This is a genomic window from Pseudomonas idahonensis (genome assembly GCF_037903935.1).
GTDB lineage: Bacteria > Pseudomonadota > Gammaproteobacteria > Pseudomonadales > Pseudomonadaceae > Aquipseudomonas > Aquipseudomonas danubii.
Genome location: NZ_CP149586.1, coordinates 2,084,765 through 2,100,550, shown reverse-complemented (window position 1 = coordinate 2,100,550; position 15,786 = coordinate 2,084,765). Strand labels below are relative to the sequence as shown.

The window sequence follows — 15,786 nt, the reverse complement described above, 5'->3', positions numbered from 1 at the left end:
TTATCGAGCGAAATGCCCTTCTCAGAGCCCTCGCATCAGACCGCAGCCACCTGCTCGGGCGCTGAAACCAGCAACGGCGTGTGCTGATCCTTGAGCCAGCGCTCCACTAACGGCCAGACCTCAGTCTGCGCCGGCTTGCTCACCAACATCTCGACATGACCGAAATTGCTACTGAACCCTAGCTCACGCCCCAGGCAGACAAATTGTTTCTGCTCGCTGGCCAACTGATCGAACAACTTGCGACAGGCCCAGGTCGGGTCCTGATGATCCCCAGTTGCGCTGACCGCCAGCACCGGCACTGAAACCTCCGCTAGCCCCGCCCACCAATCCTTATCGGCATCACCAAAACGACCGAACAGGCCATGCCAGCGCATGCTTTCCAAGGCCAGGCCAATGGGCTCGTCTTCCGGACCGCGCTTGAGCCGGGAACCGGAGAGTTGGGCAAAACGCTTGATGACCAGGCGCCCGCCCCACTCCACCATAGGAATTTTCAGCGGCCAGTAGGTGCGACTGACCTGGGTGCCGAAAAACGCCGCCGAAGCCACCCCCGCATCCCCCAGATACTGCCCACCCAAAGCCGCCGCCAGGGTGGTACCCCCCAGGGAATGGCCAATCCAATGCGGTATTTGCGCACTTTGCTCACGAACGAAGGCAGCAATCGCCGGCAGATCGTAACGCGCGTAGTCAGCCACCCGATTCTTGCGGTAATCGGCATTGCGTCGCGACAGACCGTGACCGCGCATCTCGGGAATCCACACATCAAAGCCCGCTCGGGCCAGATAGGCCCCGAGGCCAATGCCCTTGGGCGAGTACCAGAAACGCCGGTTGGAAAAACTGCCGTGAAGCAAGACCACAGGCACACCCCGGGCCTCGGGCTCATCGGCCAGCCCCAGGCGGGTCACCGCCAGCTCTACGGAGCTGTCCGGACTGTTGCCGGGTTTCAAGCGATAGACATCTTCGCTGAGGTCGCCTCGACGCTCGGCACTGATCAAGGCGACGGGAAATAGATTGCTGCTGCTTTGCATATTCTTCTTGCACAAAAAAGGGCGGCATCCAGAAGAAGCACGCCCTGCTTGAATCTTCAAGAGCCGGCCAGCCTCACGAGCGACCGACTCTTCGTTCACCGATTACGCCGCGCCCTGGCCTTCAGCCAGGAAGAACCAGGTTTCCAGCACCGAGTCCGGGTTCAACGAAACGCTTTCAATGCCCTGCTCCATCAGCCACTTGGCCAGATCCGGATGGTCCGAAGGCCCCTGGCCGCAAATGCCGATGTACTTGCCAGCCTTGTTACAGGCGGCAATGGCATTGGCCAGCAGTTTCTTGACCGCAGGATTACGCTCGTCGAACAGGTGGGCGATGATCCCGGAGTCGCGGTCCAGGCCCAGGGTCAGCTGGGTCAGGTCGTTGGAACCGATGGAGAAACCATCGAAGTACTCGAGGAACTCGTCAGCCAGGATGGCGTTGGATGGCAGTTCGCACATCATGATCACGCGCAGGCCGTTTTCGCCACGCTTGAGGCCGTTTTCAGCCAGCAGATCAACCACTTGGCTGGCTTCGCCCAAGGTACGCACGAACGGCACCATGATTTCGACGTTGGTCAGGCCCATCTCGTTGCGCACGCGTTTCAGCGCGCGGCACTCGAGCTCGAAGCAGTCACGGAAGGATTCGCTGATGTAACGCGAAGCACCGCGGAAGCCCAGCATCGGGTTTTCTTCTTCCGGCTCGTAGAGCTTGCCGCCGATCAGGTTCGCATATTCGTTGGACTTGAAGTCCGACAGACGCACGATGACCTTCTTCGGCGTGAACGCTGCCGCCAGGGTGCTGATGCCCTCGACCAGCTTATCGACATAGAAGTCCACCGGATCGTGGTAACCGGCGATGCGCTTGTCGACGCTGTCCTTGATCTCCTGCGGCAGCCCGGCGTAATTCAACAGCGCCTTGGGGTGCACGCCGATCATGCGGTTAATGATGAATTCCAGGCGAGCCAGGCCCACGCCGGCATTGGGCAGTTGGGCGAAGTCGAAGGCGCGATCCGGGTTACCGACGTTCATCATGATCTTGAACGGCAGCTCCGGCATGGCATCCACCGAGTTCTTCTTGATGTCGAAGCCCAGTTCGCCTTCAAAGATGAATCCGGTGTCGCCCTCGGCGCAGGAAACGGTCACGCCCTGGCCATCTTTCAGCAGCTCGGTGGCGTTGCCGCAACCGACCACCGCAGGAATACCCAGCTCGCGAGCGATGATCGCCGCGTGGCAGGTACGGCCGCCACGGTTGGTGACAATGGCGCTGGCGCGCTTCATCACCGGTTCCCAGTCCGGGTCGGTCATGTCGGAGACCAGCACGTCACCCGGCTGGACCTTGTCCATCTCGGAAACGTCCTTGATGATCCGCACCTTGCCGGCGCCGATGCGCTGGCCAATGGCACGGCCTTCCACCAGCACGGTGCCGGTTTCCTTGAGCAGGTAGCGCTCCATGACATTGGCCTGGGTGCGGCTCTTCACGGTTTCCGGACGAGCCTGGACGATGTACAGCTTGCCGTCGTCGCCGTCCTTGGCCCATTCGATGTCCATCGGGCACTGGTAGTGCTTCTCGATGATCATCGCCTGCTTGGCCAGCTCACTGACTTCCGCATCGGTCAGGCAGAAACGCGCGCGATCGGCCGCGTCCACGTCGACGGTCTTCACCGAACGCCCGGCCTTGGCTTCATCGCCGTAAATCATCTTGATCGCCTTGCTGCCCAGGTTGCGGCGCAGAATGGCCGGACGACCGGCTTCAAGGGTGTTCTTGTGGACGTAGAACTCGTCCGGATTGACCGCACCCTGAACCACGGTTTCACCCAGGCCGTAGGCGCCGGTGATGAATACCACGTCACGGAAGCCCGACTCAGTGTCGAGGGTGAACATCACGCCGGCGGTGCCGGTTTCCGAACGGACCATGCGCTGCACACCCGCAGACAAGGCCACCAGCTTGTGGTCGAAACCCTGGTGCACGCGGTAAGAAATGGCGCGATCGTTGAACAGAGAAGCAAACACTTCCTTGGCCGCGCGAATCACGTTATCCACGCCACGGATGTTGAGGAAGGTTTCCTGCTGGCCGGCGAAGGAGGCGTCCGGCAAGTCTTCAGCGGTAGCCGAGGAACGTACGGCTACGGCGATGTCCGGGTTGCCCGCCGACAAAGCGGCGAAAGCGGTGCGGATTTCGGTGTTCAGGCGCTCGGGAAACTCGGCTTCCATGATCCATTGACGGATCTGCGCGCCGGTCTTGGCCAGGGCGTTGACGTCATCGACATCCAGCGCATCGAGGGCGGCATGGATCTGGTCGTTCAGACCGCTCAACTCAAGAAAATCACGATAAGCCTGAGCTGTCGTGGCGAAGCCACCAGGGACCGATACGCCCGCACCTGCGAGGTTGCTGATCATCTCGCCCAGGGATGCGTTCTTGCCCCCCACATGCTCAACATCGTGTTTGCCGAGCTTATCGAGGGAAACTACGTACTCTACCAAGGTGATCTCTCCACTAACTGTGTTGGAAAAGCTCAGAAGCCGGCTGCTCTTTGGAGCGTTTGCCCGCTATATGGCCTGGACCTGGAAAATAAGTGAGAATGCGGGCCATTCCCGGCCGACAAATCGCGCCTATCATATCCAAGAATCGTCACTAGCTTAAGGCCCAAGCCGCAAATGAAACGATCTGCTTTCTTTATCTCCGACGGTACCGGCATCACAGCGGAAACCCTCGGCCAGAGCCTGTTGGCGCAGTTCGAAAACGTTACCTTCAGCAAATTCACGCGGCCGTATATCGACAGCATGGAAAAAGCGCGGGCCATGGTACAACAAATCAATATAGCCGCCGAAAAAGACGGCTATCGGCCGATTATCTTCGACACCATCGTCAATCAGGACATTCGTGAGATCCTCGCCACCTCCAATGGTTTCATGATCGACATCTTCTCGACCTTCCTCGCCCCCCTGGAACAGGAGCTCAGCGAGCACTCGTCCTACTCCGTCGGCAAGTCCCATTCCATTGGCCACAACTCCAACTACATGGAGCGGATCGAGGCGGTGAACTTCGCCCTGGACAACGACGACGGTGCCCGCACTCACTATTACGACAAGGCCGACCTGATCCTGGTGGGCGTGTCGCGCTGTGGCAAGACCCCGACCTGCCTGTACATGGCCATGCAATTCGGCATCCGTGCGGCCAACTACCCGCTGACCGAAGAAGACATGGAGCGCCTGCAACTGCCCAACGCCCTGCGCGCCCACAAGCACAAGCTGTTCGGCCTGACCATCGACCCGGACCGGCTCACCGCGATCCGCAACGAGCGTAAGCCCAACAGTCGCTATTCCAGCTACGCCCAGTGCGAGTTCGAAGTGCGTGAGGTGGAAAACCTGTTCCGCCGCGAAAACATTCCCCACATCAACTCCACGCATTTCTCGGTGGAAGAGATCTCGGCCAAGATCCTCGTGGAAAAAGGCGTGGAACGGCGCTTCAAGTAAGCATCGACGCCACTTCAGCCGATCCGATGTGGCAAGCACGCGCCCTTGCCACATCCGCCACACCTTCAGCGCCTCACCACCCCGGCAATCCAGGCTCCTGGCTTAACGCCGCAGCCAGCGCAGCAAAACCCTCAGTCAGTTTCCGATCATCGGCCGTGGTATTGCAGACACTGGCACGAATGAACTGCGGCACCCCTGCCTGGCCGACGGCAAAGGCCTCGGCCGTGGCCACCAGATAGTGCTGCTTCAGATGCGCTTCGATCTCCGAGGCCCGCCAGGGCTCGGGAACCTGAATCCAGAAATGCGGGCATGCCTGCGGACTGCGCCACTCCAACCCTTGCAGCAAACCCGCCACCAGCCCCTTGCGACGAGTGATCTCGGCCATTTGCTGCTGACGCAGGCGTTCGGCAATACCGTCGTCGATCCACCCGGCAGCCAGCTCCAGGGCCAACGGCGTGGCCATCCAGCAGGTTGCCCGCAGCGCTGCGGCCAATCGTCCCACCAGAGGCTGCGGCCCATGCACGAAGCCGACCCGCAACCCAGCCGCCACAGCCTTGCTCAGGCTGCTGATCAACACCGTGCGCTCCGGGGCAAAATGCGCCAACGGCGCTGGGCGCCGATCCATCAGCACGGCATGGGTTTCGTCTTCAAGAATCAATAGATTGTGTCGCCGACAGACCTCGGCAATGGCCTCCCGCCGCGTCGGGGACTGCACCGCCGTGCTGGGATTCTGCAAGGTCGGCGTGCAATACAGGGCCGCCAGCCGGTGATGCCGGCACGCCTCCTCCAGCGCCTCGGGCAAAAGCCCCTGCTCATCCATGGGCAACCCCAGCAACTTGATCCCCAGCATCCGTGCAGTGCTGATCAGACCCGGATAGGTCAGGTGTTCGGTAGCCAGGGTATCCCCGGCCTTGAGCAGCGCCAGCAAGGCGACATGCAAGCCGTGCTGCGCCCCGTTGACGCAAATGACCTGCTGGGGATCAACCTGCAATCCCTCTTGGCTCAGCCAGCGGGCGCCGGCCTCGCGATAGCGCGCCAGCCCGGCTTCCGGGCTGTAGCGAGCCACCTCCAGCAACCCCTGGGGATCTTCCGCCAGCGCCCGCAGGCTCTGGGCGATGTAACGACTCTCCGAACCGGGGATATGGGTATTGCGACTCATGTCGAACAGCGCGGGCGACTCGTCTCCGACAGTGCGGAACCCCGAATCACGCTGACGCTGCAAACCGTCCTGGCGCACATAAGTGCCATCACCGACTCGCGCCACCACCTGCCCCAGGCGCTCCAGCTCGGCATAGGCACGGCTGATGGTGCCGATGGTCACGCCCAGTTGATCGGCCAGCAGCCGGTGGGGAGACAGTTTGCTACCGGGCGCCAGCAGACATTGCTCAATGCCCTGGTCCAGGGCCTCTGCCAGCCGCTTGTACTTGGGCCCCGAGCCCTCCTGCAACGCGGAACGCAACATTGACACCATGTCAATACTTACTTTGACAGCCATCATTTACCCCAATAACGTGCTTTACAGGTTCAATCACCGGAAATGACTCGCCAAATATAGGGGTCAATTGCCAATCACGAAAGGAATGTCAGTGTGAACACCCTCACGGCAGCACCTACCACGCCTGTGTCATCGCGCCAGTGGCTCGCCACGCTGGTGACCTGCACCCTGTTCCTGATTGTCTGCCTGAGCTGGGGCACCACCTGGCTGGGCATCAAGATTGCCGTGGAGAGCGTGCCGCCGCTGACCGCCGCCGGGCTGCGCTTTCTGATCGCCTTCCCGCTGTTTGCCTGCTTTGCCTGGCTGCGCCGCGAACCACTGATGTTTCCCAAAGGCAGCCGGGGTTTCTTGCTGTTCGTCACCTTGTGCTACTTCAGCCTGCCCTACACCTTGCTCAACTACGGCGAGGTCCACGTCTCCTCGGGCCTGACCGCGCTGCTGTTCAGCTGCATGCCGGTGTTCATCCTGATTTTTTCCGCCTTGCTGTTGCGCGAGAAGATTCATCTGGCACAACTGCTGGGCATCGCTGTCGGCTTCGCCAGCCTGTTCCAGATCATCCGCGGCCAGGGCCTGCTCAGCGATCACAACGAACTGTCGGGGGTACTGGCGATTCTCGGCGCGGCGCTGCTGCATGCACTGTGCTACGTGGTCACCAAGAAACACGGCAGCGCCATCAGTGTCATCACCTACAACACCTTGCCAATCGGCATCGCCGGTTTGCTGCTGTGCCTGGCGGGGCTGGGGATTGAGCAACCGGACTTTGCCGCCATCAGCCCGCGTTCCTGGGGCGCCTTGCTGTATCTGGGGCTGGCCGCTTCGGTGGGCGGGTTCATTGTCTACTTCTTCCTGCTCAAGCGACTGAACCCGGTGATCCTGTCCTTCGTGTTCATCATTTTCCCGGTGTTCGCGGTGATCATCGGCGCCTGGTACGAAGGACAGAGCCTGTCCCGGGACTTGTTGCTGTACTCCGCCACCCTGCTCGGCGGCTTTGCCATCACCAAATTGCCATTGGATAAATGGCTGTCCAGAACACCTGCCCAAGACTAAAGGAACTCAGTAGCGGCGAGTTTGCTCACCAACCCCATCGGAACGCCGGGTTCGCCCGGCGAACCGGTGTCATCACTGACATTCATCGCGAGCAAGCTCGTCCCTACAAAGGGAGAAGGTTGCCTCAGATCACCAGCAAATCGACGAACCTATGCACCGGTGTTGCCTCCAGGCGCGCCGGGTCCTTGCACAGTTGGAAAATCTGCGTCGAACGCTGGGCGGTGAAGCGCGTGGCCAGATTGGCCTTGAACTTGTCCTCCAGCAATGGAATGCCTTCGGCGCGGCGACGACGGTGACCGATGGGATATTCCACCGCCACCTGCTCGGTACTGGAGCCGTCCTTGAAGAACAACTGCACGGCATTGGCGATGGAGCGCTTGTCGGCCTCCAGGTATTCACGGGTGTAACGCGGGTCTTCGACGATCTCCATCTTGCCCCGCAACTGATCGATGATCGGATGCGCTGCGTGGAAATCATCTTCGTAGTGCTCGGCCACCAAGGTGCCGAACGCCAGGGGCACAGCGGTCATGTATTGCAGGCAATGATCACGATCGGCGGCATTGGCCAAGGGGCCGACCTTGGAAATGATACGGATCGCCGATTCATGGGTGGTGATGACGATCCGGTCGATCTCGGGCAAGCGATTGCGCACCAGGGGATGCAAAGTCACCGCCGCTTCACAGGCGGTCTGCGCGTGGAACTCCGCTGGGAAGCTGATCTTGAACAGGACGTTTTCCATCACGTAACTGGCGTACTTCTGCGACAGGCTGAAACAGCGCTGCGCCTCGGGCTTCAACGCCAGGTCCTTGTTGGTGTGACTGAACAGCACGTCATAGAAGCCCCATTGCGGCGCCGTCAGGACACCGGGAATCCCCATCTCGCCACGCAGGGCGATGTCCGCCAGACGCACCCCACGGCTTGAAGCATCGCCCGCCGCCCAGGATTTGCGCGAACCGGCATTCGGCGCATGACGATAAGTCCGCAACGCCTGGCCGTCGACAAAGGCATGGGACAGCGCCGCCAGCAACTGCTCGCGGTTGGCGCCCATCAACTTGGCGCAGACCGCTGTGGAGGCAACCTTTACCAACAGCACATGATCGAGACCGACCCGGTTGAAGGAGTTTTCCAGGGCAATCACTCCCTGGATCTCATGGGCCATGACCATCGCTCGCAACACATCGCCCATGGTCAACGGTGCTTCACCATTGGCCACACGCTTTTGCGAGAGATGGTCGGCCACCGCGAGAATGCCGCCGAGGTTGTCCGAGGGATGCCCCCATTCGGCCGCCAGCCAGGTGTCGTTGTAATCCAGCCAACGCACGATGCAGCCGATGTCCCAGGCCGCCTTCACCGGGTCCAGGCGATAGCTGGTGCCGGGAACCCGGGCACCGAAGGGCACCACCGTGCCTTCGACGATCGGTCCCAGGTGCTTGGTGCATTCAGGGAAACGCAGGGCCAGCAAGCCGCAGCCCAAGGTATCCATCAGGCAATTGCGGGCGGTATCGAGGGCTTCCCGGGAGTCGATGACGTAGTCCAGGACATAGTCGGCAATGTCCTGCAAAACCGGGTCGTAATCGGGACGGTTGTTCAGGTCAACGTTGGCGCTCATGAGTGCTTCACTCCTGTTGCAAGGTTGTGGGTAGCGGTGATTCCTCAGGTACAGGTCAATAACGGCATCGCAGGTCTGCGCCTGCTCAGCGATTCAATAACAACATCACGACTGGCGGTGGTGGCGAGGGAGCAAGCCCCACCGCCACGCCAACGTGGCTCTGCTTAGAAACTGTCGCCGGGCACTCGCACCCAGCCTTCCATCAGCACTCGGGCGCTACGGCTCATGATGGCCTTGACCACCGTCCAGTCACCGCCGCTTTGAGTGGCTTCGGCGCCGACGCGCAAGGTGCCCGAAGGGTGACCAAAACGTACCGCGCTGCGCGCGCCGCCACCGGCCGCCAGATTGACCAGGGTCCCGGGAATTGCCGCCGCGGTGCCGATGGCCACCGCGGCGGTGCCCATCATCGCGTGATGCAGCTTGCCCATGGACATGGCCCGCACCAGCAGGTCGACGTCACCGGCCTTGATCGCCTTGCCGCTGGAAGCCTGGTAATCCGCCGGCGGCGCCACAAAGGCCACTTTCGGCGTGTGCTGACGCTGGGCGGCTTGGTCCAGGTGCTGAATCAGGCCCATGCGCAGGGCGCCGTGGGCGCGGATGGTCTCGAACATCGCCAGGGCCTTGGGGTCGCCATTGATGTCGCCCTGCAGCTCGGTGCCGCGATAACCGATGTCCGCCGCGTTGACGAAGATCGTCGGAATCCCGGCATTGATCAGAGTCGCCTTGAAGGTGCCGACACCGGGGACTTCCAAGTCGTCCACCAGGTTGCCGGTGGGGAACATCGAACCACCGGCGCCCTCTTCCTCGGCCGCCGGATCGAGGAATTCCAGCTGCACTTCGGCCGCCGGGAAGGTCACCCCATCCAGCTCGAAATCACCGGTTTCCTGAACCTCGCCATTGGTGATCGGCACGTGGGCGATGATGCTCTTGCCGATATTGGCCTGCCAGATGCGCACCACCGCCACGCCGTTCTGCGGAATGCGCGCCGGGTCCACCAGGCCGCTGCTGATGGCGAACGAGCCGACCGCCGCCGAGAGATTGCCGCAGTTGCCGCTCCAGTCGACGAAGGCCTTGTCGATGGCCACCTGCCCGAACAGGTAATCGACGTCGTGATCGGCCTTGATGCTCTTGGACAGAATCACCGTCTTGCTGGTGCTGGAGGTGGCACCGCCCATGCCGTCGATCTGCTTGTCATAGGGATCGGGGCTGCCGATCACCCGCAGCAGCAGGGCATCGCGGGCCGCGCCCGGCAACTGCGCGGCCTCGGGCAGGTCCTGCAGGTTGAAGAACACACCCTTGCTGGTGCCGCCACGCATGTAGGTGGCCGGAATCTTGATTTGCGCTACAAATGCCATGGATTTCTGGTCCTGATAAAGACCGGGGGCGGCGCCTTGCGGCCCGCCCCCGGTACGTCATTTAGCTGGCGACTGCCGATTCCAGGAAGTCCTGGGCGAAGCGTTGCAGCACCCCGCCCGCCTCGTAGATCGACACCTCTTCGGCGGTGTCGAGGCGGCAGGTTACCGGCACCTCCAACCGCTCGCCGTTGCGGCGATTGATCACCAGGGTCAACTGCGCCCGTGGTGTGCGTTCGCCGATCACGTCGTAGGTTTCGGTGCCGTCGATGCCCAGGGTCTTGCGGTCGGTGCCCGCCAGGAACTCCAGGGGCAGCACGCCCATGCCCACCAGGTTGGTGCGGTGGATGCGCTCGAAGCCTTCGGCGACGATCGCCTCCACACCCGCCAGGCGCACGCCCTTGGCCGCCCAGTCGCGGGACGAGCCCTGGCCGTAGTCGGCGCCGGCAATGATGATCAGCGGCTGCTTGCGCTGCATGTAGGTTTCGATGGCTTCCCACATCCGCGTCACTTTGCCTTCCGGCTCGATGCGCGCCAGGGAACCCTGCTTGACCTTGCCGTTTTCCTCGACCATTTCGTTGAACAGTTTCGGGTTGGCAAAGGTCGCGCGCTGAGCGGTCAGGTGGTCGCCACGGTGGGTCGCGTAGGAGTTGAAGTCCTCCTCCGGCAGGCCCATTTTCGCCAGGTACTCACCGGCCGCACTGTCGAGCATGATGGCGTTGGACGGCGACAGGTGGTCGGTGGTGATGTTGTCCGGCAGCACCGCCAGCGGCCGCATGCCCTTGAGGCTGCGCTCGCCGGCCAGGGCCCCTTCCCAGTAAGGCGGACGGCGGATGTAGGTGCTCTGCGGACGCCAGTCGTACAGCGGCTCGACTTTCGGGCCGGTGTCCTCGTGGATGGCGAACATCGGGATGTAGACCTTGCGGAACTGCTCCGGCTTCACCGCGGCCTTGACCACGGCGTCGATTTCTTCGTCGCTCGGCCAGATGTCCTTGAGGCGGATTTCCCGGCCGTTGGCGTCCAGGCCCAGCACGTCCTTCTCGATATCGAAACGGATGGTGCCGGCAATCGCGTAGGCCACCACCAGCGGCGGCGAAGCCAGGAACGCCTGCTTGGCATAGGGGTGGATACGCCCGTCGAAGTTGCGGTTGCCCGAGAGCACGGCGGTGGCGTACAGGTCGCGATCGATGATCTCTTTCTGGATCACCGGGTCCAGGGCGCCGGACATGCCGTTGCAAGTGGTGCAGGCAAAAGCCACCACGCCAAAGCCCAGCTGTTCCAGTTCATGGCCCAGGCCGGCTTCTTCCAGGTACATGGCCACGGTTTTCGAACCCGGAGCCAGGGACGATTTGACCCACGGCTTGCGGGTCAGCCCCAGCTTGTTGGCATTGCGCGCCAGCAGGCCGGCAGCAATCACGTTGCGCGGGTTGCTGGTGTTGGTGCAACTGGTGATGGCGGCGATGATCACCGCGCCGTCGGGCATCTGCCCCGGCACTTCGGACCACTGCCCGGCGATGCCCTTGGCCGCCAGGTCGCTGGTGGCGACCCGCGCGTGGGGGTTGCTCGGCCCGGCCATGTTGCGCACCACCGACGACAGGTCGAACTGCAGGCCACGCTCGTAACGCGCGCGCTTCAGGCTGTCGGCCCACAGGCCGGTGTGCTTGGCGTAGCTCTCTACCAGGCGCACTTGTTCGTCTTCACGGCCGGTGAGCTTGAGGTAGTCGATGGTCTGCTGGTCGATGTAGAACATCGCCGCGGTGGCGCCGTATTCCGGGGCCATGTTGGAGATGGTGGCGCGGTCGCCCAGGGTCAGTGCCGCGGCGCCTGCGCCGAAGAACTCCAGCCAGGCACCCACCACTTTCTGTTTGCGCAGGAACTCGGTCAGCGCCAGCACCATGTCGGTGGCGGTGATCCCGGGCTGCAACTTGCCAGTGAGCTCGACACCGATGATTTCCGGCAAGCGCATCCACGAAGCGCGACCGAGCATGACGTTCTCGGCTTCCAGGCCGCCCACGCCGATGGCGATCACACCCAGGGCATCCACGTGCGGGGTGTGGCTGTCGGTGCCGACGCAGGTATCAGGGAAGGCCACCCCGTCGCGCACCTGGATCACCGGGGACATTTTCTCCAGGTTGATCTGGTGCATGATGCCGTTGCCCGGCGGGATCACGTCGACGTTCTTGAAGGCTTTCTTGGTCCAGTTGATGAAGTGGAAACGGTCTTCGTTGCGCCGGTCTTCGATGGCGCGGTTCTTGTCGAAGGCATCCGGGTCGAAGCCGCCGCACTCCACGGCCAGGGAGTGGTCGACGATCAACTGGGTCGGCACTACCGGGTTGACCAGCACCGGATCACCGCCCTGGTCGGCGATGGCGTCGCGTAGGCCGGCCAGGTCCACCAACGCAGTCTGGCCAAGGATGTCATGGCACACCACGCGGGCTGGGAACCAGGGAAAGTCCAGGTCGTCACGACGTTCGATCAACTGGCCCAGGGACGCCTTGAGGGTCGCCGGATCACAGCGACGCACCAGGTTCTCCGCCAGCACGCGGGAGGTATAGGGCAGGCTGTCGTAAGCGCCTGGCTGAAGCGCATCGACCGCCGCACGGGCGTCGAAGTAGTCCAGCTGGCTGCCAGGCAGCGTCTTGCGAAATTCAGTGTTCATGGTCAGGGGACTCGATCACGGTAGTTTCAAAGGGAGCGCCTGGCACCGTGTTGAATGGACATCTATCCCTTGTCGGAGCGACCTGGCTCGCGATGACTGAAGCAGATCCGACATGGCTGTCGGCTGATCCATCGCTATGGCGAGCAAGTTCGCTCCTACAGGTTTGTGGTTCATTCAAGCCACAGTGCCGACACCCTCCCGGTCAGCGGCGTTCGATTGGCACGAACTTGCGCTGTTCAACGCCGATGTACTCGGCGCTTGGACGGATGATGCGGTTGTTGCCACGCTGTTCGAACACATGAGCAGCCCAGCCGGTCAGGCGCGAACACACGAAGATTGGCGTGAACAGCTTGGTGGGGATGCCCATGAAGTGGTACGCCGAGGCGTGGTAGAAGTCGGCGTTGGGGAAGAGTTTCTTCTGCTCCCACATGGTCTTGTCGATGGCTTCGGATACCGGGAACAGCACCTTGTCGCCCACTTCGTCGGCGAGCTTCTTCGACCAGCCCTTGATCACCTCGTTGCGCGGGTCGTTGTCTTTGTAGATCGCGTGACCGAAGCCCATGATCTTGTCCTTGCGCTCCAGCATCCGCAGCAACTCGGCAGTCGCCTCCTCGGGGCTCTGGAAGCGCTCGATCAGCTCCATGGCTGCCTCGTTGGCACCACCGTGCAGCGGGCCGCGTAGCGAACCGATGGCTGCAGTAATGCACGAGTACAGGTCCGACAGGGTCGAGGCACAGACCCGGGCGGTGAAGGTGGAAGCGTTGAATTCGTGCTCGGCATAAAGGATCAGCGAGACGTTCATCACCTTGACGTGCAACTCGCTGGGCTTCTTGCCGTGCAACAAGTGCAGGAAGTGGCCGCCGATGGTCTGCTCGTCGCTGACACAGCTGATGCGCACGCCTTCGTGGCTGAAGCGGTACCAGTAGCACATGATCGCCGGGAAAGCCGCCAGCAGACGGTCGGTGACGTCATGCTGCTGGGAGAAGTCCGCCTCCGGCTCGATATTGCCGAGGAACGAGCAGCCCGTACGCATCACGTCCATCGGATGGGCCTGGGCCGGAATCCGCTCCAGCACTTCCTTGAGCGCCTGAGGCAGGTCCCGCAGCTTGCTCAGCCTGGCGCTGTAAGCGGCCAGTTGCTCCTGGGTCGGCAGATCGCCGTACAACAGCAGGTAGGCCACTTCCTCGAACTGCGCATCGGCCGCCAGTTCGCGCACGTCATAGCCGCGATAGGTCAACCCGGCACCGGCCTGGCCCACGGTGGACAGCGCGGTTTGCCCGGCCACCTGTCCGCGCAGACCTGCGCCACTCAATACTTTTGCTTCGGCCATTGCTCTCTCCAATCTTGAATTTGTTAGGGACTTGGCAACTTCATCAACGGTTTGTTCGTGGTTCGCGAATCAACCTTTCTTCTGCGCGAACAGCGCGTCGAGCTTCTGCTCGAAGCTGTGGTAGTCGATACGCTCGTAGAGCTCCATGCGGGTCTGCATGGTGTCGATCACGTTCTGCTGGGTGCCATCGCGACGGATCGCGGTGTAGACGTTTTCCGCCGCCTTGTTCATGGCACGGAACGCCGACAGCGGGTACAGCACCAGGGAAACATCCACGGATTTCAACTGTTCGGTGGTGTACAGCGGAGTCGCGCCGAATTCGGTGATGTTGGCCAGGATCGGCGCTTTCACCCGGTCGGCGAAGATCTTGTACATCTCAAGCTCGGTGATGGCTTCCGGGAACACCATGTCGGCACCGGCCTCGATGCACGCCGCGGCGCGCTCCAGGGCCGACTCCAGGCCTTCCACCGCCAGGGCGTCGGTACGCGCCATGATCACGAAACTGTCGTCGGTGCGGGCATCCACCGCGGCCTTGATGCGGTCGACCATTTCCTGCTGGGACACGATCTCTTTATTAGGACGGTGACCGCAGCGCTTGGCGCCGACCTGGTCCTCGATGTGGATCGCCGCCGCGCCGAACTTGATCATCGACTTGACGGTGCGGGCCACGTTGAAGGCCGAGGAACCGAAACCGGTGTCCACGTCCACCAGCAGTGGCAGGTCGCAGACGTCGGTGATGCGGCGCACGTCGGTAAGGACGTCGTCGAGGCCGGTGATGCCCAGGTCAGGCACCCCGAGGGAACCGGCGGCGACCCCGCCGCCAGACAGGTAGATCGCCTTGAAGCCAGCGCGCTTGGCCAGCAGGGCGTGGTTGGCGTTGATCGCGCCCACCACTTGCAATGGCTGTTCGCTGGCGACCGCATCGCGGAAACGCTGGCCTGGAGTGCTCTTGTTGGAACTCATGACTCACCTCGTGGAGTGGCTGTCTGATGGGCGCTGTCCTGGTAGTGACGCGCGATGTTGCGTTTCGAGGCGCCGATGTGGCGGCGCATCAGTAGCTCGGCCAGTTCGCCGTCGCGATCGGCAATGGCGTCGAGAATCCGGTGGTGTTCGGCAAAGGCCTGGTGCGGGCGGTTGGGGGTCGCGGAGAACTGGATGCGATACATGCGCACCAACTGATACAGCTCGCCACAGAGCATTTGCGTGAGGGTACGGTTGCCCGCGCCCTGGATGATCCGGTAGTGGAAGTCGAAATCCCCTTCCTGCTGGTAGTAGCCGACCCCGGCCTGGAACGCCGCATCGCGCTCATGGGTATCGAGCACCCGGCGCAATTCGTCGATTTCCTCGCTGGTCATGCGCTCCGCCGCCAGGCGACAGGCCATGCCCTCCAGGGATTCGCGAATTTCGTAGAGTTCGATCAGCTCGGCGTGGCTCAGGGATACCACCCGGGCCCCGACATGCGGCACCCGCACCAACAGGCGCTGGCCTTCCAGGCGGTGGATGGCTTCGCGCAGCGGGCCGCGACTGATGCCGTAGGTTCGGGCCAGCTCAGGCTCGGAGATCTTGCTGCCCGGGGCGATCTCGCCCTTGACGATGGCGGCCTGGATGCGCCGGAAGACGTTTTCGGACAGGGTCTCAGAATCGTCCTGTGTCGGCAGCGGATGTTCCAGTTGATCCAACATATTGTCGACACCTTTAAAATCAATGAGGCAAAAACTAGCCAATACCCCCTAAACAGTCAAAGGAAAAATTGAGATTGTCGACAATCGTCTAATAAGCCTTTGCACCCAAACGAGAC

At 62.0% G+C, this 15,786-nt stretch carries 11 protein-coding genes; 2 read left to right on the top strand and 9 right to left on the bottom strand.

The window, feature by feature from the left end; translation table 11 throughout:
- Positions 1-35: 35 nt before the first annotated feature.
- Together WIN67_RS09625 and ppsA are read right to left on the bottom strand one after the other, a co-directional pair.
- A complete protein-coding gene (locus tag WIN67_RS09625) occupies positions 36-1,025 on the bottom strand; it encodes an alpha/beta fold hydrolase (protein WP_102878971.1) in 990 nt (329 codons plus the stop codon).
- 102 nt (positions 1,026-1,127) lie between these two features.
- Entirely contained in the window at positions 1,128-3,503 is a 2,376-nt protein-coding gene (gene ppsA, locus WIN67_RS09620; protein WP_102878970.1) for a phosphoenolpyruvate synthase, read from the bottom strand.
- A gap of 174 nt (positions 3,504-3,677) precedes the next feature.
- Here ppsA and ppsR point away from each other — a divergent pair, with 174 nt between their 5' ends.
- A complete protein-coding gene (gene ppsR / locus WIN67_RS09615; RefSeq protein ID WP_102863851.1) occupies positions 3,678-4,496 on the top strand; it encodes a posphoenolpyruvate synthetase regulatory kinase/phosphorylase PpsR in 819 nt (272 codons plus the stop codon).
- Positions 4,497-4,569: 73 nt separating this feature from the next.
- Here ppsR and WIN67_RS09610 read toward each other — a convergent pair whose 3' ends face one another.
- Positions 4,570-5,991, bottom strand: coding sequence for a PLP-dependent aminotransferase family protein (locus WIN67_RS09610; protein ID WP_339071096.1), 1,422 nt, complete (start codon positions 5,989-5,991; stop codon positions 4,570-4,572).
- A gap of 93 nt (positions 5,992-6,084) precedes the next feature.
- Between WIN67_RS09610 and WIN67_RS09605 the strand changes: the two genes are divergently transcribed.
- Positions 6,085-7,038, top strand: a complete 954-nt coding sequence (locus tag WIN67_RS09605) for a DMT family transporter (RefSeq protein ID WP_170003335.1) — start codon at positions 6,085-6,087, stop codon at positions 7,036-7,038.
- A 124-nt stretch (positions 7,039-7,162) separates the two neighbouring features.
- Here WIN67_RS09605 and prpD read toward each other — a convergent pair whose 3' ends face one another.
- The 6 genes from prpD to WIN67_RS09575 all read right to left on the bottom strand — a co-directional run bounded on the left by prpD (position 7,163) and on the right by WIN67_RS09575 (position 15,670).
- Positions 7,163-8,647 carry a 2-methylcitrate dehydratase gene (prpD, locus tag WIN67_RS09600; protein ID WP_339071095.1) on the bottom strand — a complete coding sequence of 495 codons (1,485 nt, stop codon included), beginning with the start codon at positions 8,645-8,647 and terminating at the stop codon, positions 7,163-7,165.
- Between the two features lie 164 nt (positions 8,648-8,811).
- Positions 8,812-10,002 carry a 2-methylaconitate cis-trans isomerase PrpF gene (gene prpF, locus WIN67_RS09595; RefSeq protein ID WP_110652110.1) on the bottom strand — a complete coding sequence of 397 codons (1,191 nt, stop codon included), beginning with the start codon at positions 10,000-10,002 and terminating at the stop codon, positions 8,812-8,814.
- Between the two features lie 61 nt (positions 10,003-10,063).
- Entirely contained in the window at positions 10,064-12,658 is a 2,595-nt protein-coding gene (acnD, locus tag WIN67_RS09590) for a Fe/S-dependent 2-methylisocitrate dehydratase AcnD (protein WP_339071093.1), read from the bottom strand.
- Positions 12,659-12,860: 202 nt separating this feature from the next.
- Positions 12,861-13,988, bottom strand: a complete 1,128-nt coding sequence (gene prpC, locus WIN67_RS09585) for a bifunctional 2-methylcitrate synthase/citrate synthase (protein ID WP_213664979.1) — start codon at positions 13,986-13,988, stop codon at positions 12,861-12,863.
- Positions 13,989-14,057: 69 nt separating this feature from the next.
- Positions 14,058-14,951 carry a methylisocitrate lyase gene (gene prpB, locus WIN67_RS09580; protein ID WP_011060181.1) on the bottom strand — a complete coding sequence of 298 codons (894 nt, stop codon included), beginning with the start codon at positions 14,949-14,951 and terminating at the stop codon, positions 14,058-14,060.
- The gene (locus WIN67_RS09575; RefSeq protein WP_102863858.1) at positions 14,948-15,670 is read right to left on the bottom strand and encodes a GntR family transcriptional regulator; all 723 of its coding nucleotides are present in this window, start codon (positions 15,668-15,670) and stop codon (positions 14,948-14,950) included. Before WIN67_RS09575 ends, prpB begins: the two co-directional genes overlap by 4 nt.
- Positions 15,671-15,786 lie beyond the last annotated feature (116 nt).

Excerpts from the sequence above, each read along its gene's own strand:
- prpC (WP_213664979.1), bottom strand. The coding sequence starts at position 13,988 with ATGGCCGAAGCAAAAGTATTGAGTGGCGCAGGTCTGCGCGGACAGGTG.
- ppsR (WP_102863851.1), top strand. The coding sequence starts at position 3,678 with ATGAAACGATCTGCTTTCTTTATCTCCGACGGTACCGGCATCACAGCG.
- prpB (WP_011060181.1), bottom strand. The coding sequence starts at position 14,951 with ATGAGTTCCAACAAGAGCACTCCAGGCCAGCGTTTCCGCGATGCGGTC.
- prpF (WP_110652110.1), bottom strand. The coding sequence starts at position 10,002 with ATGGCATTTGTAGCGCAAATCAAGATTCCGGCCACCTACATGCGTGGC.
- WIN67_RS09610 (WP_339071096.1), bottom strand. The coding sequence starts at position 5,991 with ATGGCTGTCAAAGTAAGTATTGACATGGTGTCAATGTTGCGTTCCGCG.
- prpD (WP_339071095.1), bottom strand. The coding sequence starts at position 8,647 with ATGAGCGCCAACGTTGACCTGAACAACCGTCCCGATTACGACCCGGTT.
- WIN67_RS09575 (WP_102863858.1), bottom strand. The coding sequence starts at position 15,670 with ATGTTGGATCAACTGGAACATCCGCTGCCGACACAGGACGATTCTGAG.
- WIN67_RS09625 (WP_102878971.1), bottom strand. The coding sequence starts at position 1,025 with ATGCAAAGCAGCAGCAATCTATTTCCCGTCGCCTTGATCAGTGCCGAG.
- acnD (WP_339071093.1), bottom strand. The coding sequence starts at position 12,658 with ATGAACACTGAATTTCGCAAGACGCTGCCTGGCAGCCAGCTGGACTAC.